This is a genomic window from Novosphingobium sp. ST904, assembly GCF_001298105.1.
In the GTDB taxonomy this organism is placed as follows: Bacteria; Pseudomonadota; Alphaproteobacteria; order Sphingomonadales; family Sphingomonadaceae; genus Novosphingobium.
The window spans coordinates 1-23135 of the sequence record NZ_LGJH01000125.1; the positions used below are offsets into that span (position 1 = coordinate 1).

Annotated in this window: 17 protein-coding genes and 5 pseudogenes; 7 read left to right on the forward strand and 15 right to left on the reverse strand. The window is 66.5% G+C overall.

Features of this window, described 5'->3' with window-relative positions:
• From ADT71_RS06890 to ADT71_RS06900, 3 genes and pseudogenes are all read right to left on the reverse strand, one after another.
• Positions 1-1202 (reverse strand): annotated as a pseudogene (locus ADT71_RS06890) (hypothetical protein); the annotation flags it as partial.
• Positions 1181-2059, reverse strand: coding sequence for a hypothetical protein (locus ADT71_RS31965; RefSeq protein WP_054435927.1), 879 nt, complete (start codon positions 2057-2059; stop codon positions 1181-1183). The pseudogene ADT71_RS06890 and the gene ADT71_RS31965, both read right to left, overlap by 22 nt.
• A 182-nt stretch (positions 2060-2241) precedes the next feature.
• Positions 2242-3220: pseudogene (locus ADT71_RS06900) on the reverse strand (alpha-hydroxy acid oxidase).
• On the opposite strand from ADT71_RS06900, the gene ADT71_RS35510 reads away from it, so the two are divergent.
• Positions 3116-3394 (forward strand): hypothetical protein, encoded by a 279-nt coding sequence (locus tag ADT71_RS35510; protein ID WP_369818194.1) that lies wholly within the window; start codon positions 3116-3118, stop codon positions 3392-3394. The pseudogene ADT71_RS06900 and the gene ADT71_RS35510 sit on opposite strands and share 105 nt — an antisense overlap.
• Here ADT71_RS35510 and ADT71_RS06905 read toward each other — a convergent pair.
• The 9 genes and pseudogenes from ADT71_RS06905 to ADT71_RS06945 form a co-directional block, all read right to left on the reverse strand.
• Positions 3358-4038: a Fe2+-dependent dioxygenase gene (locus ADT71_RS06905; RefSeq protein WP_054435928.1), complete on the reverse strand. Its 681-nt coding sequence runs from the start codon at positions 4036-4038 to the stop codon at positions 3358-3360. The genes ADT71_RS35510 and ADT71_RS06905 overlap by 37 nt on opposite strands.
• Before the next feature lie 134 nt (positions 4039-4172).
• Complete coding sequence (locus ADT71_RS06910; RefSeq protein ID WP_369818192.1) at positions 4173-6584, reverse strand: TonB-dependent receptor; 2412 nt, start codon at positions 6582-6584, stop codon at positions 4173-4175.
• A 128-nt stretch (positions 6585-6712) separates the two neighbouring features.
• Positions 6713-7708 (reverse strand): FAD:protein FMN transferase, encoded by a 996-nt coding sequence (locus ADT71_RS06915; protein WP_231635663.1) that lies wholly within the window; start codon positions 7706-7708, stop codon positions 6713-6715.
• Positions 7709-7746: 38 nt separating this feature from the next.
• Positions 7747-8666 (reverse strand): annotated as a pseudogene (locus ADT71_RS06920) (DUF4198 domain-containing protein).
• Between the two features lie 41 nt (positions 8667-8707).
• Positions 8708-9210: pseudogene (locus ADT71_RS06925) on the reverse strand (DUF2271 domain-containing protein).
• A gap of 15 nt (positions 9211-9225) precedes the next feature.
• Positions 9226-9879, reverse strand: coding sequence for a PepSY-associated TM helix domain-containing protein (locus tag ADT71_RS06930; protein ID WP_054435930.1), 654 nt, complete (start codon positions 9877-9879; stop codon positions 9226-9228).
• Positions 9880-10216: 337 nt separating this feature from the next.
• On the reverse strand, positions 10217-11731 hold the full coding sequence (locus ADT71_RS06935; RefSeq protein ID WP_054435931.1) for a glycoside hydrolase family 27 protein: 1515 nt from the start codon (positions 11729-11731) through the stop codon (positions 10217-10219).
• A gap of 57 nt (positions 11732-11788) precedes the next feature.
• A pseudogene (locus tag ADT71_RS06940) lies at positions 11789-13208 on the reverse strand (amino acid permease).
• 20 nt (positions 13209-13228) lie between these two features.
• The gene (locus tag ADT71_RS06945; protein ID WP_054435932.1) at positions 13229-13888 is read right to left on the reverse strand and encodes a GntR family transcriptional regulator; all 660 of its coding nucleotides are present in this window, start codon (positions 13886-13888) and stop codon (positions 13229-13231) included.
• Between the two features lie 264 nt (positions 13889-14152).
• Here ADT71_RS06945 and ADT71_RS06950 point away from each other — a divergent pair, with 264 nt between their 5' ends.
• Entirely contained in the window at positions 14153-15373 is a 1221-nt protein-coding gene (locus ADT71_RS06950; RefSeq protein ID WP_054435933.1) for an FAD-binding oxidoreductase, read from the forward strand.
• Between the two features lie 12 nt (positions 15374-15385).
• Complete coding sequence (locus tag ADT71_RS06955) at positions 15386-16576, forward strand: Xaa-Pro peptidase family protein (protein WP_054435934.1); 1191 nt, start codon at positions 15386-15388, stop codon at positions 16574-16576.
• A gap of 3 nt (positions 16577-16579) precedes the next feature.
• Here the strand turns inward: ADT71_RS06955 and ADT71_RS06960 are convergent, their stop codons facing one another.
• On the reverse strand, positions 16580-18352 hold the full coding sequence (locus ADT71_RS06960; RefSeq protein WP_054435935.1) for an SLC13 family permease: 1773 nt from the start codon (positions 18350-18352) through the stop codon (positions 16580-16582).
• A gap of 309 nt (positions 18353-18661) precedes the next feature.
• Between ADT71_RS06960 and ADT71_RS33095 the strand changes: the two genes are divergently transcribed.
• Both ADT71_RS33095 and ADT71_RS06965 read left to right on the forward strand, forming a co-directional pair.
• Positions 18662-19030: a hypothetical protein gene (locus ADT71_RS33095; RefSeq protein WP_231635664.1), complete on the forward strand. Its 369-nt coding sequence runs from the start codon at positions 18662-18664 to the stop codon at positions 19028-19030.
• Positions 19021-20349, forward strand: a complete 1329-nt coding sequence (locus ADT71_RS06965) for a GGDEF domain-containing protein (RefSeq protein ID WP_231635665.1) — start codon at positions 19021-19023, stop codon at positions 20347-20349. The genes ADT71_RS33095 and ADT71_RS06965 overlap by 10 nt, the downstream gene beginning before the upstream one ends.
• Here ADT71_RS06965 and ADT71_RS33100 read toward each other — a convergent pair.
• Positions 20346-21215: a phospholipase A gene (locus tag ADT71_RS33100; RefSeq protein ID WP_369818193.1), complete on the reverse strand. Its 870-nt coding sequence runs from the start codon at positions 21213-21215 to the stop codon at positions 20346-20348. The two genes, ADT71_RS06965 and ADT71_RS33100, sit on opposite strands and share 4 nt — an antisense overlap.
• Positions 21110-21595 (reverse strand): hypothetical protein, encoded by a 486-nt coding sequence (locus ADT71_RS33105; protein ID WP_054435937.1) that lies wholly within the window; start codon positions 21593-21595, stop codon positions 21110-21112. Before ADT71_RS33105 ends, ADT71_RS33100 begins: the two co-directional genes overlap by 106 nt.
• Before the next feature lie 259 nt (positions 21596-21854).
• Between ADT71_RS33105 and ADT71_RS06980 the strand changes: the two genes are divergently transcribed.
• Both ADT71_RS06980 and ADT71_RS06985 read left to right on the forward strand, forming a co-directional pair.
• Positions 21855-22379, forward strand: a complete 525-nt coding sequence (locus ADT71_RS06980) for a spore coat U domain-containing protein (RefSeq protein ID WP_054435938.1) — start codon at positions 21855-21857, stop codon at positions 22377-22379.
• Between the two features lie 2 nt (positions 22380-22381).
• Positions 22382-23125, forward strand: a complete 744-nt coding sequence (locus ADT71_RS06985; protein WP_054435939.1) for a molecular chaperone — start codon at positions 22382-22384, stop codon at positions 23123-23125.
• The last annotated feature ends 10 nt before the right edge of the window (positions 23126-23135 follow it).

The window sequence follows — 23135 nt, forward strand, 5'->3', positions numbered from 1 at the left end:
CCGGTGGCGGCGCCGCCCTGCTGGGCCGCGGCGTTCTCGCCTTCGCCCTGCGGCGGCGGGCCGCCTTCGCCGCCTTCCCGGCCAGCCCCGTCCCTGCCCATTCCGTCCCTGCCGGGGAACCCGTTCGGGAAGCGGCGTTGGAAGCTCTCGCGCATGGCGTCGATCTGGGATTGCGGGGTCTTGAGCGTCTTGGTGAAAGTGATCCCCATGCGCAGCTGCGACTTGTCCTCGCTGGCGATGTTGATCGGGCGCAGGTCCACCGAGACGAGATTGCCATCGGCATCGCGGGTGAAGCGCTCGGGGAAGGCCGCGACCACGCCGGGCGTCGCGCCGGGCAGGGCGACGACCTGGTTACGCTGCCAGGTGCGGTTGTAATCGAGGTTGAGGGTGATGTTCGGGTCGTTCAGCCGGAACGTGCCGCCAAGCCGCAAGTTGCGCAGGCGCGAGCCTTCGAGGTCGGGGTTGCCGCCGGTCAGCGCGGTGACGCGGACCGACTGGCCGGTCGTATAGTCGAACAGGTCGAAGTTGGCGGTGGAGATCACCGCGTCGCCCAGCTGTGCGGCGCTGGGCGCGCTCTGGTCGTCGCGGTAGGCGGCGATCAGGCTGAAGCGGTTGGTCGGGCTCCAGTTGAAGCCGCCCCCCAGCGTGCGCAGGGTGCCGAAGTCGCCGATCTGGCGCACCGCCGCGTTGGCGTTGATCGACATGCGCCCGGCGCCGGGGAACAGCGGCACGCCCCGGCTGCTGAGCGGGATGTCGATATTGACCGACGCCTCGCCCTGATCGCGGTCGACGCCGGTGTCGCGGTCGATGCCGAGCCGGGTCACGGTGCTGTCGGACCGGTCGAAAGTGCCGCCGAGCTTGAAGGTCGTGGTGATCCCGCCGGCGGGCATCTGCAGCGGCGTGGTCGTTGCCACGAAGTTCAGGTCGACGCTGTCGGTGCTGTTGCGGGTCTGGTTGGGAGCCTGGAAATCGAGGAATTCGCTCGCGATCGACAGGGAGGGATCGGCGAGCGGATCGCCGGCGGCCACGGCGGCGGCATAGTCGGCCAGGTTGAGCGGGCGCTGCTGGATCGAACGGGTGTCGGTGCGGTCGTAATTGCCGGTGACCGTCCACTGCCACTTCTGCGTGGTGCCGTTGAGCGTCAGCCCGAGGTGGCCGGTCTGCTTGCTGTTGGTGTTGGTCAGCGGCGAGAGGCCGTCCACGGTGGGCAGGAACGTCTCTCCTCGGCCCCGCTGGCGTAAGGCGTGCCGCCCGGGATCGTCACCGAGGACAGGGCGCTGCCGCGCAGGGCGCGGCTGTCGGTCGTGGTCAGCTCGCCGTTCACCGTGGCCAGCCAGACGTGGGAGAGCGGCTTGGCCCAGGTGCCGGTGAGCGTGAAGGCCTGCGTTTCCGGGCGCAGCGTGCGATTGCGGCCGTCGCCGCCGCTGGTGGCAAGGCCGCGCTGGGCCTCGGTGATGGAATTGGCCTGCGAGTAGTTCACGTCGAGGTTGAGCCGCTCGCCCCGGCGGATCGCGAGGAAGTCCGCCTTGGGATTGACGCTCAGCCCGTCCCCCTGGGTGCCGAGCTTGGCGCCGCCTTCGAGGGTATAGGCGCGGAACCGCTGGCGCAGCACGATGTTGACGACCTTTTGCGTGGCGGCATAGCCATACTTGAGGGCGACTTCCTCGGGCAGGATCTCGACCCGCTGGATCGCTTCGGTGGGGATCGTGCCGACTTCACGGAAGCTGGCGATGCGGCGTCCTTCGAGCAGGACGACGGGCGAACCGCCGCCCGCGCTTTCGGTTTGCGGGGCGAGTTCCTCAAGCAGTTCGGTGACGCTGGAAACGCCAAGGGCGCGCACGTCGCCGGCATCGAAGGTCACTTCGGGGGCGATGTCGCCGATTACCGAGCCGCGCGGCTTCTGGCCCGAGACGACGATCTCGTTCTCCTCGCCGGGTTCCTCGGGCGTGGATTGCGTGGACGTGGTGGCCCCGGTGGAGCCTGACTGGGCATAAGCGGAAGCACCGGGCCACGCGAACAGGGCAGCCGACGCCATCAGGCCGAAACGAAATCGCACCACTTCGAAATTCCCTCATCTTGTTTTGCCATCGCCATGACAAAACTTCGCGCTTTTTGGGGCGTCGCAATTTGTATTAATTGGTGACAGCTTCGCACCATTGTCGCGCCGAAGAACCGGGCGGCGCGCCGGCGATGCAATTCCAGAGATTTACAGAAGATGAGCAGTTGGCCCGCCTGCATGCCCTAGCGCGTGCCGGTCACCCGTTCGCGCGTCACTTCGGCCACGGTGGCGCAGCCGAGCTGGGCCATCGCCGCTTCGAGTTCGGTGCGCAGCAGGTGAATCGCATGGGCGACGCCGGCATCCCCGCCACGGCGAGGGCATGAAGCTGCGGGCGGCCGAGCAGCACCGCGCGTGCACCCAGCGCCAGCGCCTTGACCACGTCGGTACCGGAGCGGAAGCCGCCGTCCGCCAGCAGGGGCACGCGGCCCCCGGTTGCCCCGGCCACATCCTCGATCACGTCGAGCACGCTGGGCAGCCCGTCAAGCACGCGGCCGCCATGGTTGGAGACGATGAGCCCGTCTGCGCCCATGTCCACCGCGCGGGCGGCGTCCTCTCCCAGCACCATGCCCTTGACCAGCACGGGAAGCGAGGTGGCCTCCCGCAGCCAGGCGAGGTCTTCCCAGCGCGGCGCGGTATCGGCGAGCGGGGTGCCGAACAGGATGCGCCCGCCCAGCGTTGCGGTCTGCCGTGGCAGCGGCATCCCCGCGAGGTTCGCCGCCGAGACGCCGGGCGGCAGGGTCATCCCCGAAAGCTTGATGGCGGCATCGATGGTGAGCACGATCGCCTCGTATCCCGCCGCCTCGGCGCGGCGGACGAGGGCGAGGCTGTGTTCGCGGTCCGGCTGGAGATAGAGCTGGAACCAGAGCGGCGCGGCTTGCCGGCCCAGTTCGCGGGCGAAGGAGCGGGCGGCTTCGGCGATCTCCTCCAGCGGCACGCTGGACAGGGTGCTGACGATCGTGCCGGTATCGAGCGCGGTGGCGGCGCGCACCACCGCGAGTTCGCGTCGGGATGGGCAAGGCGCTGGTAGGCCACCGGGGCCATCATCAGCGGCGCTGCGTGGCTGCGGCCGAACAGGTCGATGGCGGTGCCGCCGCCGCGCAGGTCGGCCATGGCGCGCGGAAGCAGGGCCCGGCGCGAGAAGGCCTCGCGGTTGGCGCGCAGGGTCTGTCCGGTGCCCGAACCTTCCTCGATATGATGCCACGCCTCGGCGGAAAGATGGGCGGGGGCGCGGCGTTCGTAATCGGCAAGGCTGCGCAGGTCGGGCGGGATCTGCGTCAGCGCGGGAAGCGGCGCGTCGCTCACGTCACCGACCACTGGCGCAGCAGGTTGTGGTAGACCTGAGTGAGCGTGTCGATCGAGCCATGTTCGGGATGGTCGCCCGCGATGCCCTGTATCGCGCCGTCGAGTTCGAGCAGCAGGCGGCGGCGTTCGGGCGCGGCGACGAAGCTCTGGGTCCAGAAGAACGAGACGAAGCGCGTGCCGCGTGTCACCGGCTCCACGCGGTGGAGGCTGCTGCCGGGATAGACCACCAGATGCCCGGCGGGAAGCTTGACGGTGTGGCTGCCGAACATGTCCTCGATCACCAGTTCGCCGCCGTCGTATTCGTCGGGATCGCTGAGGAACAGGGTGCTGGAGATGTCGCTGCGCAAGTGTTCGCCGGTGCCGGGGATCGGGAAGATCGCGTTGTCGACGTGGTTGCCGTAGTGGCCGCGCCCGTCGTAGCGGCTGAAGCGGGGCTGGAGCACGCGGCTCGGCAGGGCGGCGGCGATGAACAGCGGCGTCTGCATGAGGCGGGCCAGCACGCGGTCCGCAAGCTGCTGCGCCAGCGGATGGCCCAGCGGAAGCTGCTCGTTGTCTTTGACCTGCGCGGCGCGATGACCGGCGGTGGCGCGGCCGTCCGCCCAGTCGGCGCCTTCCAGCGCCTCTCGGAATGCGCGCACTTCGTCGGCGGAGAAAAGTTCGGGAATTTCGATGACCATGGGCGCTCTTCTTGCCGAGGACGGCGCTCCTGACAATGACTCGCATCAAAAAGAGAAACCGGGACGCGCATCAAAAAGAGAAACCGGCGGGCGCCCTGATGCGCGCCCGCGGCCGTTGGGAGAGGTTTTCCCGCTTACATCTTCGCGGTGAGGGTCAGGACCGCCGAGCGGGCATCGCCCGGTGTGGCCCAGCCGTTGTTGCGGATGCGCTGGTAGTAGAGCTTGTTGCCGATGTTCTTGACGTTCAGCTGCGCCGAGAGGTTGGGGCTGAAGTCATAGGACAGGAAGCCCTGGTGGATCAGGTAGTCGTCCGAGGAGATCGCCTTGACGGCGGCTGCTGTCGCGGTGGCGGGAACGGCGGCGGAAAGCAGGAACTTGCCCTGATAGGTGAAGCCGTAGCCCAGCGTCAGGCCGAACGGCAGGCGGTAGGTCGTGAACAGGCTGGCCGAATGCTTCGGGGTCTGGGTCAGGTACTGGCCGGCACCCGGATTGGGGTTGGTGGGCGTGTTGGTGCAGGTGCGCGTGCCGGTGACGGCGCCGGGGTTGGCAAGGCAGTAGTCCGACACCGACTGGAGCAGCTTGCTCTTGAGGTAGGTGTAATTGGTCGTGATCGACCAGTCGGGCGTGATCTTGCCGCTGGCGCCCAGCGCGATGCCGTCCACCCGCGACTTGCCGTCGAGCTGCTGGTTGGGAACGGCGGGATCGCCCGAGATCACGGCGTACTTGTCGCGCTCGTTGCGGAATGCCGCCGCCGTCAGCAGCAGGCCGCCGTCGAACAGTTCGGCCTTGGCGCCGATCTCGTAGTTCTGGGCGCTTTCCGGGTTCACGTTGCAGGTCGAGGTGGTGGCGCCGTTCTCGCCCGCCGTGGTGCAGGAACCGTTGACCGAGTTCTTGGAGGGCGTGCGCGAATTGCCATAGGCCGCATAGAGGCTGACCGCCTCGACCGGCTTGTAGTTCAGGCCGACGCGGTAGGAGAACAGCGTGTCGGCACTGCGCGTCTCGGTGCCCGGCGTGACCTGGCCCTGCGTCACGGTGGACGTGGTGGAGGCGGCGATGGTGTCGGCGCGGGTCGTGCCGACGTTGCGCTCGATACGGGCGCCGGCGCTGAGTTCCAGCTTGCCCAGCTTCATCGTGTCGAACAGGTAGGCGGCCACGTTGGTCTGCTCGCCCAGCGTGTGGCCGGTGCGGATGAAGTTGACCGGGCCGGTGTAGAGGTTGCTGCCGTACGTGAACCCGGTCGGACCGGTCACGACATCGTTCGGGTTGTCGATGTTGATGAGCGGAAGCGTGACCGAAGTGCCATCGGCATTGCGCAGCGAGTTGCCGTTGTTCAGGTCATACTTTTCCCAGGTGGCCGAGCCGCCCAGATCGATGGTGTGCTCGATCGCGCCGGTGTTGAACACGGCCTTGATGTCGAACTGGTCGAACAGCAGCTGGTTGCGGATGTCGCGCGTGGTGCCGCGGGGGCCTGAAGGCTGATAGTAACCGGCCGGCACGGTGCCGCAGCTGCCGCCGGTCGGCGTCACGCCGGTGGTCAGGCAGTAGGTCCCCTGCGGCGGATTGACCACGGTAAGCTGGCGCGAATCCTGCCAGCGGGCGAGATTGCGGATCGAGACCGTGTCGCTGAACGCATGATCGAAGATCGCGGTCATCTGGTCGATGTTGATGCGCTGCTTGTCGACGTTGCGATAGCCGAAGTAGTCGCTGCGGTGAACGCCGGGCACGGTGCCGCTGTAATAGGGCACGCCGTACTGCGGGACGTTGTCGTCCTCCTGGTGGAAGTACTGGAGCGTCAGGCTGGTCGGGCTGTCGATGCCGATGGTGACGGAGGGCGCCACGCCCCAGCGCTTGTAGTCTTCCACGTCGCGGCCGGGCACGTCGTTGCGGTGCCACATGCCGTTGAGGCGGAAGGCGACGAGGTCGTTCACGCGCTTGTTGAGATCAACGGTGGCGCGGTAATAATTGTCGGTGCCGACGCCGGCCGTGGCGACATAGGCATCATCGGCCTTGGGGCGCTTGCTGACGATGTTGATGTTGCCGCCGGTCGAACCGGCGCCGGAAACCACCGAGTTCGCGCCGTTGGTGACTTCGATCTGCTCAAGGTTGAACGGATCGGTGCGCGTCACCTGCGCGCTGTCGCGCACGCCGTCGATGGTGATGTCGTTCGCGGCGCTGTAGCCGCGGAAGGTGATGTTGTCGCCGGGGCCGGTGCCCGCTTCGCCCGCGCCAAAAGTGATGCCGGGGACGGTGGAGAGCACGTCGCGCAGGGTCAGCAGGTTCTGCTGCTCGATCACTTCGCTGGAAAGCACGGTGATGGTCTGCGGCGTATCGAGCACGGGGCGGGTGCGCTTGGGGGATTCGAGCTTGCGGCCGGGCTGCTCGTCAATCGCGGAATCGCTGACGGTGACGCCGCCGAGCACGCGCTGGCCGTCGGACTGCTGGGCATGGGCGGGGGCAACGCTGAACACGGGCGCGATGCAGGACAGCGCAAGGAACGTGCGGCGCGCAGCCGAGGACGAAGGCTTGGAAGACATAATTCCCCTCATGTTTGGAATTCCTTTGGCGGCTCCGATAATGAGAGTCATTCGCATTCGCAATATACTTTGTTACAAGTGTAACGCTTATGTTGCAAAATCGTCGGGGCGGGGGTTCTCGAAGGGGCGGGTAAGGCCGCTCAGGGCACGACGAGGAGGGCCGCAAGGGCCGGGCTGATCCATTCCTCGATCCGGCCCTCACCGTGGTCTCCCGCGCGGCAAAGCGCGCGAACCGCCAGATTCTCGCAGATGGCCCGTTCGCGCATGGCCTCGGGCGGCTCGACACAGAGCGCAGTGGCCCAGGCATCGGCCAGCATGGCGCTGCGATGGACCACGCTGACGGCCATGGCATGTTCCACGGGCAGGGCGCTGCGCGGGTCGATGGTGTGGCGGCCGCGCACATAGTCTCCCGAGGTCGCCACGGCGAGCTGATGCAGGGCGATGCGGAAGGGCGGAATATCGCAGGTCGGCGTTTCGAGATCGACCCACCAGGGATCGCCGTCCGGCTTCATCCCCGAACCGACGAGCTCGCCGCCGATCTCGACAAGGAAATGGTTGCAGCCCCTTTCGCGCAGCAGCGCGGCAAGGGCATCGACGGCATGGCCCTTGGCGATGCCGGAAAGGTCCAGCCGCAGGCCGCCGGGCTGGAGCAGGCGGTGGCTGTCGGCATCGAAGGTCAGCTTCCGCCAGCCGGAAACCGCACGGGCCCCGGCAAGCGCGTCCGCACTCGGCGGTGCCGCGACCGGGACGGGGCCGTAACCCCAAAGATCGACGATGGCACCGATCGCGGGATCGAAGGCGGCATCGGTCACTTCGGCGATGGCAAACGCTGCTGTCATGACACCGGCAAAGGCGGGCGGCAGCGAGATCCACGTTCCCGCCGCAGCGCGATTGAACCGGCCGAGCACCGAGTCCGCCCGCCAGTGACTCATCTGGGCAAGAATATCCTCGAGCCGGGCCTCGATCGCCTCGACGATCGCGTCCCGGTCGAAGTTTTCGGGCGCCGCCAGGCGGAGACGCCAGGTCGTTCCCATGGTCTCCCCGCCGAGGTCGATGACCGGGGCGTCCTGTCGCCAGTCGGCAAGGACGCCCGGATCGATGTCGAGCGGCACGGCCAGTCGCAAGGGGGAGGCCAAGGGAGGCTTGGTGTCGTTCAGGTCGCTTTAGGTGCCGTTCAGGGCGCGACCACTTCGACGGTGGCGGTGTAGCTCATGCGGCGCTCGGTGGCGCGCTTTTCGCTGGGCTTGTTGTCGCTGGCGCTGGCGTTGATCCAGTACATTCCGGCGACCGGCCACTTGACGTGGAGCACGCCGTCGGCGCCGGTCGTCAGTTCCTGGGCCTGTTCGGCCTTGCGGTACTTCTTGCTGCCGGGAACCACGGTAACCTTGACGCCGGCGGCGGGCTTGCCGTCGATCAGGAAGCGGAACTGCCCCTCTTCGTTGGACACCAGCTCGTCCGGGTGCGTGATCGGATCATTTCCAGGCCCTTGCCGGTGGGCGTGAAGACGGTCTTCGTCGGCGCATCGGCGGTCACGTAGATGTAGTTGCCGGAAATCGATTCGGTCAGCTTCACGTCGGTGGCATTGGCCGGAATGTCCGCCACGGTCGCGACACTGCGTACCGGCGCGCCGCCGGCGCCGGGCGCCCCTCCGGGACCACCCGCACCGGGGCCGCCTGTACCGGGGCCGCCTGCACCGGGACCACCGGCGCCCATCGGGCGGCCGCGTCCGCCCAGGCGCCAGTCTTCGCCGTTCACCTTGAAGCTGCCCATGATCGCCGAGCGCTGGGTGCCGATCTTCCAGGTGCCGGGCTTGTCGATCTTGACGTCGAACGTCGCGCGGTAGCGGCCGGTGGCCGGGTTCTCGATCTTGCCTTCGCTGCCGTCAGGAGCCCAGACGGTGACCTGTTCGGGGCTCATCGGGAAATGGTCGGGATAGAACAGATCGTTCGATACCGCCGCATCGACGGTCACGTATTCGCTGGTGCCGGCGAGCGTGGTGGTGGACGGCAGGAGCCACTGGCGGTGCGCCGAAGCGGGCGAGGCAAGAGCGGCGGCCACGGCGGCCGAGGCGATCAGGATATGGCTGTAGCGCATGTCATGTCCTTGAAAAATCGTGAATGTTCGAGAATTTGAGATCAGCGGATGGTGATCGCACCCAGTTCGGAACTGCCCGATGCCGAGCCGGCCTTCTTGACGGGAACGGTGACCGGAACCGAGACGAGTTCGCGCCCGCCGGTTTCACGCGCGGCTTCCACTTTGAAGACATACTGTCCCGCCGGAAGATTGGCGGGCAGGGGGATCTGGTAGGTGCCGGGCGCGCGGGTGGCGCCGCTCAGCCCGTCTGCGGGCAGGTTGAGCGAACGGCCGCCCTTGCGCCACCAGGTGCGCAGGTCCGCCAGCCACTTCGTGCCGGGCTCGCGGCCGGCCTTCTTGACGTCGTACCACACGAAAACGGTGCGGGCCGGGCCGCCGGCGGCGGTTCGAGCCAGCCGACGACGTAGGGACGATGGTATTCCGCGACGTTGATGCGCGGGATCGTCACGCTCACGGTCGCCGCGGCAGCCGGGGTGGCGATGGTCCCGGCGACGAGCGCCGGGGCCAGAAGTGGAAGCGCTGGCAGTACCTTCGATGTCGTCATCGGTGCCTTCTTGTCTCAGTGGATGAATATCAGGGCGATCGCGAGCGGGATCAGCAGGCTCAGCCCGACCAGCGGCCAGGTCGAGGGCCGATGTCTGGCGTGAAGCTGGAGAAGGAACAGGCCGGTCACCGTGAACACGACGCAGGCCGCCGCGAAGAGATCGATGAACCAGAACCACACCGAGCCGGTGTTGCGGCCCTTGTGCAGGTCGTTGAGGTAGGAAACCGTGCCGCGATTGGTCACTTCGGCGGAAATCGCGCCGTTGGAACGGTCAATGCTGACCCATGCGTCGCGGCCCGGGCCGGGCATGGCGACATAGACCTCGTCCTCGGCGGACCAGTCCGCCGGGAAACCGGCGGGATCGAGGGGAACGGCGGCGGCCACTGCCCTGGCGACATCGGCGGGAAGCGGCGCGGTGCCGTCTCCGGCGGGGGGCAGGCTACGCAGGAGGCCGGGCGCGATCTTGCCTTCGCTCTGTACCACCTTGGGTTCCGCACCGATCGATGCCGCATGGTTGAGCGTGATGCCGGTGATGGCGAACAGGAACATTCCCGCAAGCGAAACCGCGGCGCTCACCCAGTGCCAGGTGTGAAGCTGCTTGAGCCAGAAGGCGCGGGCCTTCTTGTTCTTCTTCTTCGCGGGAGCGCGGCGGGCGGCGGCAGGACGCACGGTTTGCCCGGGATCTGCAGGCGGTTCTGTCCGCGCAGCAGGCGGTGCACGGTCCGCCCCATCAAGCACATCGAGACTTTCGCCGTTACCGCCCAACTTGCACGTTTCCCTTGGTCTACGGGAGTCGCGCAAAAAGCGATGCGGAATCGAGTCCCGGCCCCCCCTGTGCCGCTGCCATTATCGCAAGTGCGAATGCCTCGCAATAACAAAGCGCAAATCGAGGTGAAGGGATCGTGCAAGCGGCGAATGCCGCCGGATGCCGAACCGGCTTCCGGCGGCAGGTCTGCCGACAAGCGCCCAGGGTGGGACTTTGCGCGTGCCGGCAGGATGTCGGGGATCAGCCCCCGACGGTGAGCATCACCGCACCGCGAGCGGGGACCGTGTAGCTTGCGGGCAGTTTCGCGGCCTTGACCCCGGTCCACAGGTCTTCGACCTGCGAGATTGCGGCCAGACCGGCATCGGCAGGTGTCAGCGAGAGCGAGGCCGCGGTCTCGCCGCGGTTGAACAGGGCCAGGGCAACGCGGCCGTCTGCCAGCGGCTTGGCCCAGACTTCCATTGAGCCCGCCTTGCGCACGGCCTTGCCCTGGACGCCCCTGGCATCCTGATCCACGGCGATGACGCGCCTGTTGGTCAGCATCGCCAGCGTTTCGGCACTGGTTTCGCGCAAGTCATGGCCCATCATCAGCGGCGCGGCGGACATGGCCCAGAGCGTCATGTGCGTGCGGTATTCGTCCGCGCTCATCCCGCCGTTTCCGACTTCGAGCATGTCCGGATCGTTCCAGCCATGCGGCCCGGCCCAATCGGGTTTGCCGTTCTTGTCGAAGCCGATTTTGGCCATTGTCGGATAGTCGTCGGTGATGTCGCCGGTCGTGCGCCGCAGCTGGCCGCCGACGTCGCGGCCCCAGCTTCCCACGTCGAAGCGGCCATATTCGCAGAGCGAGAAGATGAACTCGCGCCCCGTCGCCTGAAGGGCGGCGCCCATTTCGTAGTAGCTGCGCTTCACGGTATCGGCATCGGCATAGAACCACTCGCCCGAGCACAGGTCGTACTTCAGGTAGTCGAAGCCCCATTCGGCATAAGTCTTCGCATCCTGCGCGACGTGGCCGTAGCTGCCTTCGTAGCCGGCGCAAGTGCGCGGCCCCTGCGAGGAATAGATGCCGATCTTCAGTCCCCTGGAATGGACATAGTCGGTCAGCGCCTTCATGTCCGGAAACTTCTCGTTGGGCTGTAGCACGCCATTGGCGTCGCGCTTGCCCTGCCAGCCATCGTCGATGTTGATGTAGAGGTAGCCGGCATCGCGAAGGCCGGTAGAGACCATGGCATCGGCCTGCGCGCGCACGGTCTTGTCATCGATGTGCTCGGCGAACTTGTTCCAGCTGCTCCAGCCCATCGGCGGGGTGGCGGCCAGCCTGTTGGGGATCGGCGTGCCGAGCGGGGGCAGTGCGGCGAACTGGAAGGCGCGCGCCCTGGCGTCCTTCGCCTTGCCCTTGTAACCCTTGCTGTCGACCTCGGATTCCCAGATCCTGCCCTTGAGATGGGCCTGCCCGCCTTCAAGCGCGACGCTCCACGGGCGGGTAAGGTGCTCCTTGTCGTTGAGGTTGCGGGCCTCGAACTTCAGTTCGCCGTTCTCGACGCGCGGGTTCATCATCTCGACCGGGCCGTACCATTTGGTGGTTACGGTGCCGGCGATCTTGCCGCCCTTCGAGGTGACTTCCATCATCGTCACGCCCGGCGTGGGCGGGGTGTCGTCGAACAGCCAGACGCCGTCGTAGGCGGTCTTGGCAAGGGCAGGCGCAGCAGGCGAAAGGGCGGTGCCAAGCAGGGCGGCAGCCAGCACGAGGGCGCGTTTCATCGCGATCTCCTTGGGATCGGTATCGTTACGGGTGAAGGGGGCGGCAGCCCGGCCGTGTCAGGCCACTGCCGCCGCCGCCTCGCGTCCGGCTTCGCTGCGGCTGCGGCCGTAGAGGAAGTAGACGAGGAGGCCGATCACGTTCCAGGCGCCGAAGCGGACCAGCGTGCTCTCGGGCAGGCTGAACAGCAGGTAGGCGCAGCCCAGGAACGTCAGCGTACCGACAACGTAAGGCTGCGGGCAGCGGAACAGGCGCTTCAGGTCCGGCGCACGGCGGCGCAGGATCATCAGGCACGCGCCGACCGAGATGAAGGCGATCAGGGTGCCGGCATTGGCGAGTTCCGCGATCTCGTCGAGACGGAAGATACCGGCGACGACCGCGATCGAGATGCCGGTCATCAGCGTGATGCGGGTGGGGGCGCCGGTGCGCGGGCTGATCTTGGCGAGGCTGCGCGGCAGCAGGCCGTCGCGGGCCATGACGAAGAACACGCGGCTCTGGCCGTACATCATCACGAGGATAACGGAAGGCAGGGCGAGCACGGCGGCAAAGGCGATCAGGTGCGCGGCAACCGGCTGGCCGAGCTGGCGCAGCACGAGGGCGAGCGGTTCGGGCGAGTTGGCAAGCTGCTGGAAGGGCAGGGCACCGATCGCGGTAATCGCAACGGCCATGTAGATCGCGGTGCAGACGACCATCGAGCCGATGATGCCGATGGTAAGGTCGCGGCCCGGGTTCTTGGCTTCCTCGGCTGAAGTGGCGACCGCGTCGAAGCCGTAGAAGGCGAAGAACACGATGGCGGCGGCGGCCATGACCCCGCGCTTCTGCCCTTCCACCTCGGTGCTGCCGAAGCCGTAGGGCATGAAGGGTTCAAGGTTGCCGCCCTGGAAGGCGGGCAGCGCCATGACGACGAAGATCGTGAGCGCGACGAGCTTGATGATGACCAGCACGATGTTGAGCGTGGCGCTTTCGCGGGTGCCGGCGATCAGCATGCCCATGACGGCCAGCGCCACCAGTACGGCAGGCAGGTTGACGATGCCGCCGCCGTGCGGGCCGACCAGCAGCGCGTGGGGCAGATGGATGCCCGCCGACTGGATCCAGCCGACCAGATAGCCGGACCAGCCGACCGCGACGGTGGAGCAGGCCAGCGAATATTCGAGAATCAGGCTCCAGCCGACGATCCAGGCGATGGTTTCGCCCATGGCGGCATAGGAGAAGGTGTAGGCGCTGCCGGCGGCCGGGATCATCGTCGCCATTTCCGCATAGGCAAGCGCGGCGCAGGCGCAGACCGCGCCGGCGATCGCGAAGGCGAGGATCACGGCGTCCCGCGCGCTCCGCGCCGACGCCGGTCAGGGTGTAGATGCCGGTGCCGACGATGGCGCCGACGCCAAGGGCGATCAGGTGAGGCCAGCTCAGGGTCTTGGCCAGGGAATGCCCGGAGTCGCGTTGTGAGAGTTTTTCTATCGATTTACGCGGTCCGAGCATGGATCCCCCTGGTTATGGTCTCAGCCGGTTGTCTGGCTGGCGGTAAAATGAGCGCGCAAGTCGTCAAGCGTGCTGGCGATGTGCTGGGTGAGCAGGCCCTGCACCTTGTCCGCCTCTCCGGCGAGCCAGGCATCGAGCAGGTCACGGTGTTCCATATGCGCGCGGTCGCCGCGGCCCGCCGGTTCGAGGTGGGCGATCACATAGCGTTCGGCGAGCACTTCGAGGCGCTCGACAAGCTGCGTGGTAAGCAGGCGCTTGCCCGGGCGGACCAGGGCGACGTGGTATTCGCGGTTGCGCACGGCAACGTCGCTGAGATTTTCCTTGGCCGCGGCGTCAAGCACTTCGAAGGCCTTGATGGCGGCCTGCCGGTCGGCATCATCGGCCTTGGTGCAGGCATAGGCTGCGGCGGCGGGTTCGGTCGCAAGGCGCAGGAGATAGATCTCTTCGGCCTGATCGCTCGACATCGGGCGGACGAACCAGCCGCGATTGGCCTGGCTGGTCAGCAGACCCTCATGTTCGAGCCGCGCCAGCGCTTCACGCAGCGGGATCTTGCTCACGCCCAGTTCTGCGGCCAGCGCATCCTGCCGGACCGGCTCCATCACGGGGAGCTTTCCTTCGACGATCCTTTCGCGGATCACGTCGAAAATGCGTTCAGCAAGGGTGCGGACGACGATTGTCACCAATGAATCTCCATACAACTCTCGACGGCGCGATACGCCTTCGATCTAACGTATACGGTAGATGATCCCAAATGACGCTGCAATGCGACCTTTTCCGACCAGCGATTGCGTTTTGTTAATCGCGACCCTTCACCGCCCGGGCGAACCGGGACGTTGTGATTTCGGTGGATCGAGACGTTCATGGCGCGGTGCAAAGCCTTGTGCGGACGGGCGGTGATTGATATATGGTATACGATATAGTCTGACTTATGCAACGGAGTTTTTGTGGGGTCCATTGGAATTGTCGGTGGCGGGGTGGTCGGGCTCTGCACGGGCATCGAATTGCTCGAAGCAGGGCACCAGGTTGCGCTTGTCGATGACGATACCGAGGGCAAGGCGGCATCCTGGGGCAACGCGGGGCACATCGCGGTCGAACAGGTGGAACCGCTTGCCTCTATGGACATGGTGCGCAGCCTGCCGCAGCGCCTGTTCCTGCGCGGCGGACCGCTGGGCTTCCCGCCTGCCGCCATGGCGGAATGGGTGCCTTTCGGGCTGCGCCTGCTTGCCGCCGCCCGTCCGGCGCGGTTCCGCAAGGGCTGCGAGGCCCTGGCACCGCTTCTGGCCGGCTCGATGCCTGCGTGGATTTCGATGACCGAGCGCATCGGGGCGCCGGAACTGCTTCGCCAGGATGGCCATTTCGTGCTCTGGCACGGGGAAAGCGCCGCTCGCGAAGGCCGTGCTTCATGGCAGGCGGCGGAAACCGGTACCGCGCAAGTGCATGAGGCGACACCGGCCGAACTGGCGATGCTGTCCGGTCTCGGCAAGCAGCCGGTAGCCGGCGCGATCCGTTTCTCCGGTAGCGGCCAGATCGCGGACCTCGGCGATTTGCGGACTGCCTTGCGCAAGGCTTTCGCCGAGCGGGGTGGTACTTTCGTGGCCCGGCGCGGGGAATTGCGGATGGCGGGAGGCCGCGTCGAGATCGGCGGTGTCGATGCCGAGCAGGTGCTGGTCTGTGCGGGCGTGCGCTCGCGCGAATTGATGGAGCATCTCGGCCACAAGGTGCCGATGATCGCCGAACGCGGCTATCACGTCCGCGCCGATGCCGGCGTGTGGGCTGCCGACCTGCCGCCGGTGGTCTTCGAGGAACGCTCGATGATCGTCACGCGCTATCGAAGCGCAGTGCAGGCGGCGAGTTTCGTCGAACTCGGGACGGTCGATGCGCCTGCCGATCCGCGCAAGTGGGAGCGGCTGGAGCGCCATGTCGCGGAGCTTGGCCTGCCCATCGGAGGGCCGTTCCGCCGCTGGATGGGCTGCCGCCCGACCCTGCCGGACTATCTTCCCGCCATCGGCCGCTCGACGAAGGCATCCAATCTCTTCTATGCCTTCGGTCATCAGCACCTAGGGCTTACACTTGCGCCGATCACGGCGCGGCTGGTCACATCGATGGTCGCGGGCAAGCAGCCGGAGCTGCCGCTCGCGCCGTTCGATATCCAGCGCTTCGCATAAAGGAATAACGACATGATTGGCGGATCGACCGCAGAGATCGAACTGGCCGGGCTCGAAGCCTGGGCCGACCGCGCCCCGGCCATCGCCGTGGCCGAGCGCGAGGCGCGGATGGCACGCGCGGCGGAACTGACGGACCGGCTCGGCGCCGATGCGCTGCTGGTCAATGCCGGAGCCTCGCTGCGCTACTTCTCGGGCCTGCCCTGGGGGCAGACCGAACGTCTTGTCGCCATGCTGCTCGTCCCCGGACGCAAGCCGATCATGATCTGCCCGCATTTCGAGATCGGCACGCTGGAAGCCGATCTCGCGATTCCGGTGGACATCCGTTCGTGGCAGGAAGACGAAGATCCGGTCGCACTGGTGGTTCGGGTGCTTGCGGAAATCGGCGCGAAGACGGTGGCGATTGACCCGGAACTGCCCTTCCACTTCGCCGAGCGCATCCGGCAGGGCGGTTCGGCCAGGCCGGTCGATGCGATGCCGGTCATCAAGCAGTGCCGCATGGTCAAGTCCGCCGCGGAACTTGCGCTGATGCAGCAGGCCAAGAACATGACCCTGCTGGTCCATCAGGCTGCCGCGCGCATCCTGCGCCCCGGTATCCGCCAGAGCGAGGTGGTCCACTTCATCGATGCCGCGCATCGCAAGCTCGGCGCCAGCGGGTCGAGCTTCTGCATCGTCCAGTTCGGCGAGGCGACCGCCTATCCGCACGGGCTTCCGGGCGACCGTGAGCTGAAGGAAGGCCAGCTCGTGCTCGTCGACACGGGCTGCACCATCCAGGGCTACCATTCCGACATCACCCGCACTTACGCTTTCGGCGATGTCTCGCAGGATATCCGCCGCATCTGGGACATCGAGAAGGAAGCCCAGCAGGCCGCCTTCGACGCCGTGCGTCCCGGCGAGCCTTGCGAAGCGGTCGACTATGCCGCGCGTGTCGTGCTCGAAAAGGCCGGGCTGGGGCCTGACTACAACCTGCCGGGCCTGCCGCACCGTACCGGCCACGGCATCGGCCTTTCGATCCACGAACCAGCCTATCTCGTGCGCGGCGACAAGACGCCTCTGGAGCCGGGCATGTGCTTCTCCAACGAGCCGATGATCGTGGTTCCGCAGAAGTTCGGCGTGCGGCTGGAAGATCACATGTTCGTTACCGAAACCGGCGCGCAGTGGTTCACGCAGCCGCAGGTCGCCATCGACCGTCCGTTCGCGCAATAGCCGCTACAGCGGCCAGCAGTACATGATGAGCGGCGTCCCGACACCCAGCACGAGCAGGGAAAGCGGGGCGCCCAGCCGGGCGTAGTCGCCGAACCGATAGCCGCCCGGCCCCATCACCAGCGTGTTGCACTGGTGCCCGATCGGGGTGAGGAAGTCGCACCCGGCACCGATCGCCGTAGCCATGAGGAAGGCGTCCGGCCGGTAGCCGAGGTCGGTCGCGAAGACGGCGGCGATGGGAGCCACCACCAGCACCGTTGCCGCATTGTTGAGGAACGGCGTAACCGCCATCGAAGCGGCGAGTACCATCGCCACCGCGCCCCATGGCGGCATGTCCCGGGCGAGCCTCGACAACTCGCTCGCCAGAATGTCGGATGCGCCCGTTGTCTGGAGGGTTTCGCTGACCGGGATCAGGGCGCCCAGCATCACCAGGATCGGCCATTCGATGGCTTCGTAGGCATCGTTCACCGGCAGGGCACCGGTGATGATGACCGCGCCAGCCGCCGCGAAGAACGCGACAGCCACAGGAACGAGCCCGGTTGCCGTCGTTATCATCGCCAGCGCGAGGATCGCCAGTGCCAGCCAGCCGCTGCGGCTCATGCCGAGCCGGATATGCCGCTGTGCCAGCGGAAGTACGCCAAGTTGCTGGAGGCGGCCGGGCATCTCCTCCAGGACGCCTTGAAGCACAACCACGTCGCCGGCTGCGAGCACGACATTGCCCGGCTTGTTGCGCAGGCTCTCGCCGCGGCGCGATATTGCCACGAGGCGCAGGCCCATCCGCTCCTTCAGCATCAACCGGCCGGCCGTATTTCCGACAAAGGCCGATTCCGTCGTTACCACGCCCTCGATCACGCCGATCTCGTCACGGGCGCGCTGATGCTCGTCGTCCTCCTCATGATCGTCGAGGGTGAGCTGCGAGCGGACGATGGCCCGTTCCAGCGCGTCGGGATCGCCGGAGAGGATAAGCACGTCGCCCTGCGCGATGTGCGTGTCGGGATGCACGTCTCCGCGCAGGCCGGCGCGCAGGAGGGCCGTCACTTCTACTTCGCCGTCGTGGTGGTCGACGAACTCCCCGATCGTCTCGCCGATGGCACTCGACAGTTCCGAGACGGTGGCCTCGGTCGTGTAGTCCGAAATGTTGAGCGCTTCTCCCATGGTCGCGGCGGCGCGCCGGTCCGCGGGCACGAGCCGGTAGCCGAAGCGCAGGAACACGAGCCCGATCACCAGCATGCCGAGCCCCGTCGGCAGATAGTCGAACATGCGGAAGGGCTCGCCGGTCAGCTCCTCGCGCACGCGGCTGACGATGATATTGGGCGAAGTGCCGATCATGGTGGTCAACCCGCCGAGCAGCGAGGCGAACGCCATGGGCATAAGGAAGCGGGAGGGGTTGGAATGGCTGCGCCGGGCCATCTGCGAGGCGGCCGGCATCATCATCGCCAATGCGCCGATGTTCTTGATGAGACCGGAAACGACGCCGACGGACGCCGTCAGCACGAACAGTTGCGAACCGGGCCGTCGTACCCATTGGCTGACCCAGTTCACTGCCTGCTCGACGACACCGGTCCGCTGCACGGCAGCGGAAAGCACCAGCGCGGAGGCAATGATGATGACGATATCGTCGGAGAACCCCGAAAATGCCTTCTCCGGCGGGACGAGGCCCAGCGCCAGCGCGGCAAGGAGGGCGATGATCGCCGTGACATCGTAGCGGAAACGGCCCCAGACGAAGAGAATCATCATGCCGCACAGGGTGGCGATGGAAAGCCACTGGTTCAGGGTCATCGGAACTCGCTCTGGACTGCCGCGATATCGGCATATCCATGTAATGCTCGAGCGCCCTCAAGGTGCCGGGGGCGCCAACGTTCTCGCCCGAGTATGGCGTTGAACAGGAGCACTATTCCCGTGCGGCCATCAAGGAGCATCCCTCCCTGGCGCTGTTCCCTGCCGGTTAGTCCATGCAATTGATTTTGGTTAATCGAGTAACCTTGTTGAACTAGGGGATGTGCCATAGGTCGCTGCGCAATGGTTTGCGAATCGCCATTCTTCCGTCGTGCCGTGCGGGCCCTGACTTTCCTCTGCGCATTTCTGTGCATGGGATCGGCGGGCGTCGCATCGGCGGAAGTCCTGCGATTGGGGCAGCCCCTGTGCCACGCCGTCAGCTCCGTGGTGCCCGCGGGCGACGCGATCCCGGAAAACTTCGCCTGCACCGGAAAGCCGGAAGGCTATCAGAAAGGTACGCTCTGGCTGCATGACATGCTGCCGATCGGGGCCGACGAGCAGGACGATCTCTCTCTTATCATCCACAGTTCCCGGTTCGACAGGCTCTTCGTCTACTTCACTTATGCCGACGGCGCGATGGAACGGCAGGACGTGCGCAGCGGCGATTTCGGCTCGCACTGGCGTGCGGGCGGCAGCTCGCCTTTCGTGCGCCGCACCGCGATGTTTCGCTGGTGGGCGTGACGATGCGGTTCGACAAGGTGGCCAGCGCGAACCTGCTTCGCATGAGGCTGGTAGGCCGCGGCGAGGAGAGCACGCAAACGACCGGACTGGCGACGTCGATCGGCGCCGCGCTCGTGCTGCTGCTGGCGGGAGCCATCTACAATGCATCGCTGGCCGTGGCGGTGCGGCGGCAGTTTTCGGCCTGGCAGGCGGCCTGGGCCAGTTGCATGATCGTGTGGGGCGCCTGCTGGTCCCAGCTCCACCTGTTCTTCTTCCCGGGCATGGCGGGCGCTGTTTCCGCGCAGATCTGCACGGGCCTTTCATGCCTGGCGATCTCGCTGGCGACCCTGAGCGCGGTAACCGCATTGGACGAAGGATATGTCAGCCGCTGGGCACGGCGGGCCGCACTGGTCCTGACCGGCTGCGTGGCGCTGCTGGGCGTGCCTCTTTCCTTCATGCGCTCGGGGCCAATCGATGCGCTGGCTGGGGTTTTGGGCATCCTCGTGCTGGCCAACCTGTTGGCGGTTGCATTCTGCATCGCGCAGGCCTGGCGCCGGGGCAGCCACGAGGCGCGCAGCTTCGCGGGGGCATGGTCCGTGCCGATGGTCGTCCTCGGTTCGATCGAGTTCATCGACACCAACACGATGTTCTGGGGCGGCGGCTCGCAGATACTGATCCTTTTTGCGGCGGCGTGGCAGACCTTGTGGCTTTCGGTTGCCGCATCGCGTTCGCACGCCCGGCTGCGGATCGAGCGCGATATGGCGCGCCAGGCCGAGGCGCAGGCCCAGGAACTGGCCCGCCGCGATTCGCTGACCGGCTTGCCCAATCGGCGCGGCTTCATCGAAAGGGTGGGCACTGTCCTCGAACAGTCGCAGCAACAGGGGGCCACGGTTGCCCTGCTGCTGATCGATGTCGACTGGTTCAAGTCGATCAACGATGTCTACGGACACGAGGCAGGCGATGTCGTGCTGGCCACGATCGCCCGGCAGATCGGCCCTCACGAAAGCCGGACCTGCACCGTCGCGCGGCTCGGCGGCGAGGAATTCGCGATGATGGTGGCCGGTCTCGAAGACTTCGCGCTCAAGCGCTTTGCCGAGGACGTTCGCCGGGAGATCGCCGCATGCGATCATGGCGAGGCGATCGGAAGGCGCAACGTCACCGTAAGCATCGGGCTGGCCAAAGCCGCGACCGGCGCGGATTTCCGTTCGCTCTATCGCCTTGCCGACGAAGCACTCTACGATGCCAAGCGTCAGGGACGGGATCAGGTCGTGGTCAGGACGCTGGACGTGCTCGTTTCCTCCGCCGCGGAAGATATCGAGCGGGCTGCCCTGGGCAGTTAACGAACCAGGGCGAAGCCTATGCGCAGGCGTGTGGTGGAACGGTTGTAGTCGAGCAGGTTCTCGCCGTAGCCGGCAAAGCCCTGAACGAAGAGGTAGAGATCGGGCCCGCCGCCCAGCAGGCGGGGCAGCGGATAGGACAGGTCCGCGTTGACCGCGCCCTTGCCCGAGGACAGGTTCAGGCGCGTGGTGGCAGATAGCCGCCAGCCGTTTTCCTCGCCATACTGCACGAACAATCCGGTATTGCCGCGGTAGTGGAGGATGTCCGGGTTGCCGGACGTGCTTCCGACCGGGAACGTCAGGCGCGGCGCGATCATCAGGCGGCGGTCCTGGCCAAGCGGGATCGCGGCCATCGGGGCAATGTAGATACTGTTGATGCTGCGGGAATCGTCCCCGTCGCGGCCGTTCGATTCGTGCCGCAAGCCGCCCTGCAGAGCCAGGGAAATGCCGTTTTCCAGCACTTTGCTGGGCGTGACGTAGATGATCTCGGGCTGATAGTCGATGTTGCGGAACGGCATCGAGCGGGCGCGCAGGTCCCAGAACATGCGCTGGGTGTAGGCCAGATGAAGGCCGTCCCGCCAGGAACCGGGAAGGTCGGCAGCGTGGCGGGAGCCGAACAGCCGGTATTCGAAGCTGAGCTGGATACGGGCCTCGGTATTGGTGCCAGGCCCGTAGACGGCGTAGATCGGTTCGTAGGGTGCGAGATTGTTAACGAAGGCATTGCCCGCGCTCCGGTCGGACGGGGGAGCGGCGACAGGATGGGTTACAGGCTCGTTCTGCGCGAGTTGTGCCGGGGGCGAGGCTTGCGATGATGGCGGGGGCGGCGGGGCAAGATGGAGGGCAATCTGTTGCCCGCTCCACCGCGGGATCGAAACGAGCGCTCCATCGGGGGCCTTGTCTGCCGGAAGCCGGTAGCGCGCCCGGCCGAAGCCGCCGGGCGCGACGGTGATCTGCGCGGGCGTACCGGGTGCACGTTCGAGCGATACCGAGGTTTGCCGGCCTTCGGCACGATCAGGGCTTCCACCCGATCGGGCAACGTGGTTGTGGCGGGAGTGGCGGCGGTGTTGAGAAAACGCAGGTCGATCAGCACGGCGCCGTCCGAGTCCCGCTCGCCGGCCTTGCCGATCAAGGCTTCCATCGGCTCGTCGGCCATGGCCGGCATCGGCGCGATGGAGGCAAGGATGCAGAGCGGCGCGAGCCCCGCCATGACATAGTGGCGGCGGTGCCTTGCGACGGGGCGAAGGGTCATCAAAGCTGTCCTGTTATCAATCGGCGCACCGCGAAAAATGAAGCGCGCTGGACCTTTGCCCAAGCCGCCCGGATGACCTGGACGGTATCAGCGCTTCCGCATTAGTACAAACAGATTAGGGGCATAGGACCTTCGCGCGAGGGCCTGGCCCTTGCCTTTGGGCGAGCGTGGGTCTGAAGCAAAGATGTCTGGCTTCTCCGCAAAGACCGAAACCCGGTGCGAATGAGATTCTCAAAGCCTTTCCGTTAGATGCGGCGACATGAACTCACATCGCATCTCATTCCGCCCCGGGACGTGTTTCGCAGCCACCGCGATTGCCATGCTCGCCGCGTCCTTCATGACCACCGGCGCCCATGCGGCCACCGCGACCGCGCCGATGGCTGTCACTGCCACCGTCCAGTCGGCCTGCATCGTGGTGGCCACCCCGCTGGCATTCGGGACCTACGATCCCACCTCGGGATCGGTGAAGGATGCCAACAGCACAATTACCGTCACCTGTACCAGCGGCACGTCCTTCACCGTGGGCCTCAATCCGGGTTCGACGAGCGGCGCGACCGTCACCACCCGGCAGATGGCCAACGGCACCAACCGGCTGTCCTACGCTCTCTATAGCGACATCAACCACACGACAAACTGGGGCAACACGCCCGGCACCGATACGCCCACCGCGACCACGGCTACCGCTGTGCCTTCGCTCCTGACCGTCTACGGCCGTATCTCGGCGTCGCAGAACGTCCCGGCCGGCGCCTATACCGACAGTGTGACCGTCACGGTCAATTACTGAACATGGGGCCTTCCGGTCCCCGGCGGTTCGTCCTCGGCGCGCTGGCCGTCTTGGCGGCATTGTCCGCATTCGGCGCAAGCGCGGGCGCCAGCGCCTTGCGGGTGACGCCGATCCGGGTGGAGGTGCAGGCCGGCAAGCAGTTCTGCTCGCTCAGCATCGCCAATGACGGAGACCAGCCGGTGAGCGTTCAGGTTCGCGGCTATCGCTGGTCCAAGGACGAACGCGGCGCGGACGTGCTGGATACGGCGGTGGGATTTCAGATCAATCCGACGATCGTGACGCTAAAGGCGCAGGAGTCGCGCCTCATCCGCTGCAGCCTGCCCCCGGCCGAAGGTGCCATCGAACAGACCTGGCGGCTGGTGTTCGATGAACTGCTCACGCCGGTTAGCGTTACCGTGCCCGGGGAAATCCGCGCGCTCCTGCGCATCAGCGTGCCCGTGTTTCGGGCGCCGGACGGGGCCTCCCCCGATATCTCGTGGACCTTGGTGAGGACGCCTGAAGGAGGGCAATCGGTTGTTCTCACCAATAGCGGAAGCCGGCACATCCGGGCTATCTCACTGGAACTCAAACCGTCTTCCGGCGCGGGGCAGCGGGTCGAGCGCGGATTTTACCTCCTGGCGGGAGGGCACTTCGAGATTCCTGTAGCGCTTTCACAGGCCAGCCCGATCGCCGAGGTCCTCATCCAGACCGACGAAGGATCGATCACCCCGTCACGAGCCGCCGTTTCGGCCGGCGCGGGCCAGTGACAGGGAGGCG

What these genes read in the sequence shown, in the direction of transcription:
- ADT71_RS06960 (WP_054435935.1), bottom strand. Translation starts at nt 18,352, where the DNA reads ATGACCCTGAACCAGTGGCTTTCCATCGCCACCCTGTGCGGCATGATG.
- ADT71_RS33105 (WP_054435937.1), bottom strand. Translation starts at nt 21,595, where the DNA reads ATGACCCTTCGCCCCGTCGCAAGGCACCGCCGCCACTATGTCATGGCG.
- ADT71_RS06905 (WP_054435928.1), bottom strand. Translation starts at nt 4,038, where the DNA reads ATGGTCATCGAAATTCCCGAACTTTTCTCCGCCGACGAAGTGCGCGCA.
- ADT71_RS06980 (WP_054435938.1), top strand. Translation starts at nt 21,855, where the DNA reads ATGAACTCACATCGCATCTCATTCCGCCCCGGGACGTGTTTCGCAGCC.
- ADT71_RS06935 (WP_054435931.1), bottom strand. Translation starts at nt 11,731, where the DNA reads ATGAAACGCGCCCTCGTGCTGGCTGCCGCCCTGCTTGGCACCGCCCTT.
- ADT71_RS06985 (WP_054435939.1), top strand. Translation starts at nt 22,382, where the DNA reads ATGGGGCCTTCCGGTCCCCGGCGGTTCGTCCTCGGCGCGCTGGCCGTC.
- ADT71_RS06955 (WP_054435934.1), top strand. Translation starts at nt 15,386, where the DNA reads ATGATTGGCGGATCGACCGCAGAGATCGAACTGGCCGGGCTCGAAGCC.
- ADT71_RS33095 (WP_231635664.1), top strand. Translation starts at nt 18,662, where the DNA reads ATGGGATCGGCGGGCGTCGCATCGGCGGAAGTCCTGCGATTGGGGCAG.
- ADT71_RS06910 (WP_369818192.1), bottom strand. Translation starts at nt 6,584, where the DNA reads ATGAGGGGAATTATGTCTTCCAAGCCTTCGTCCTCGGCTGCGCGCCGC.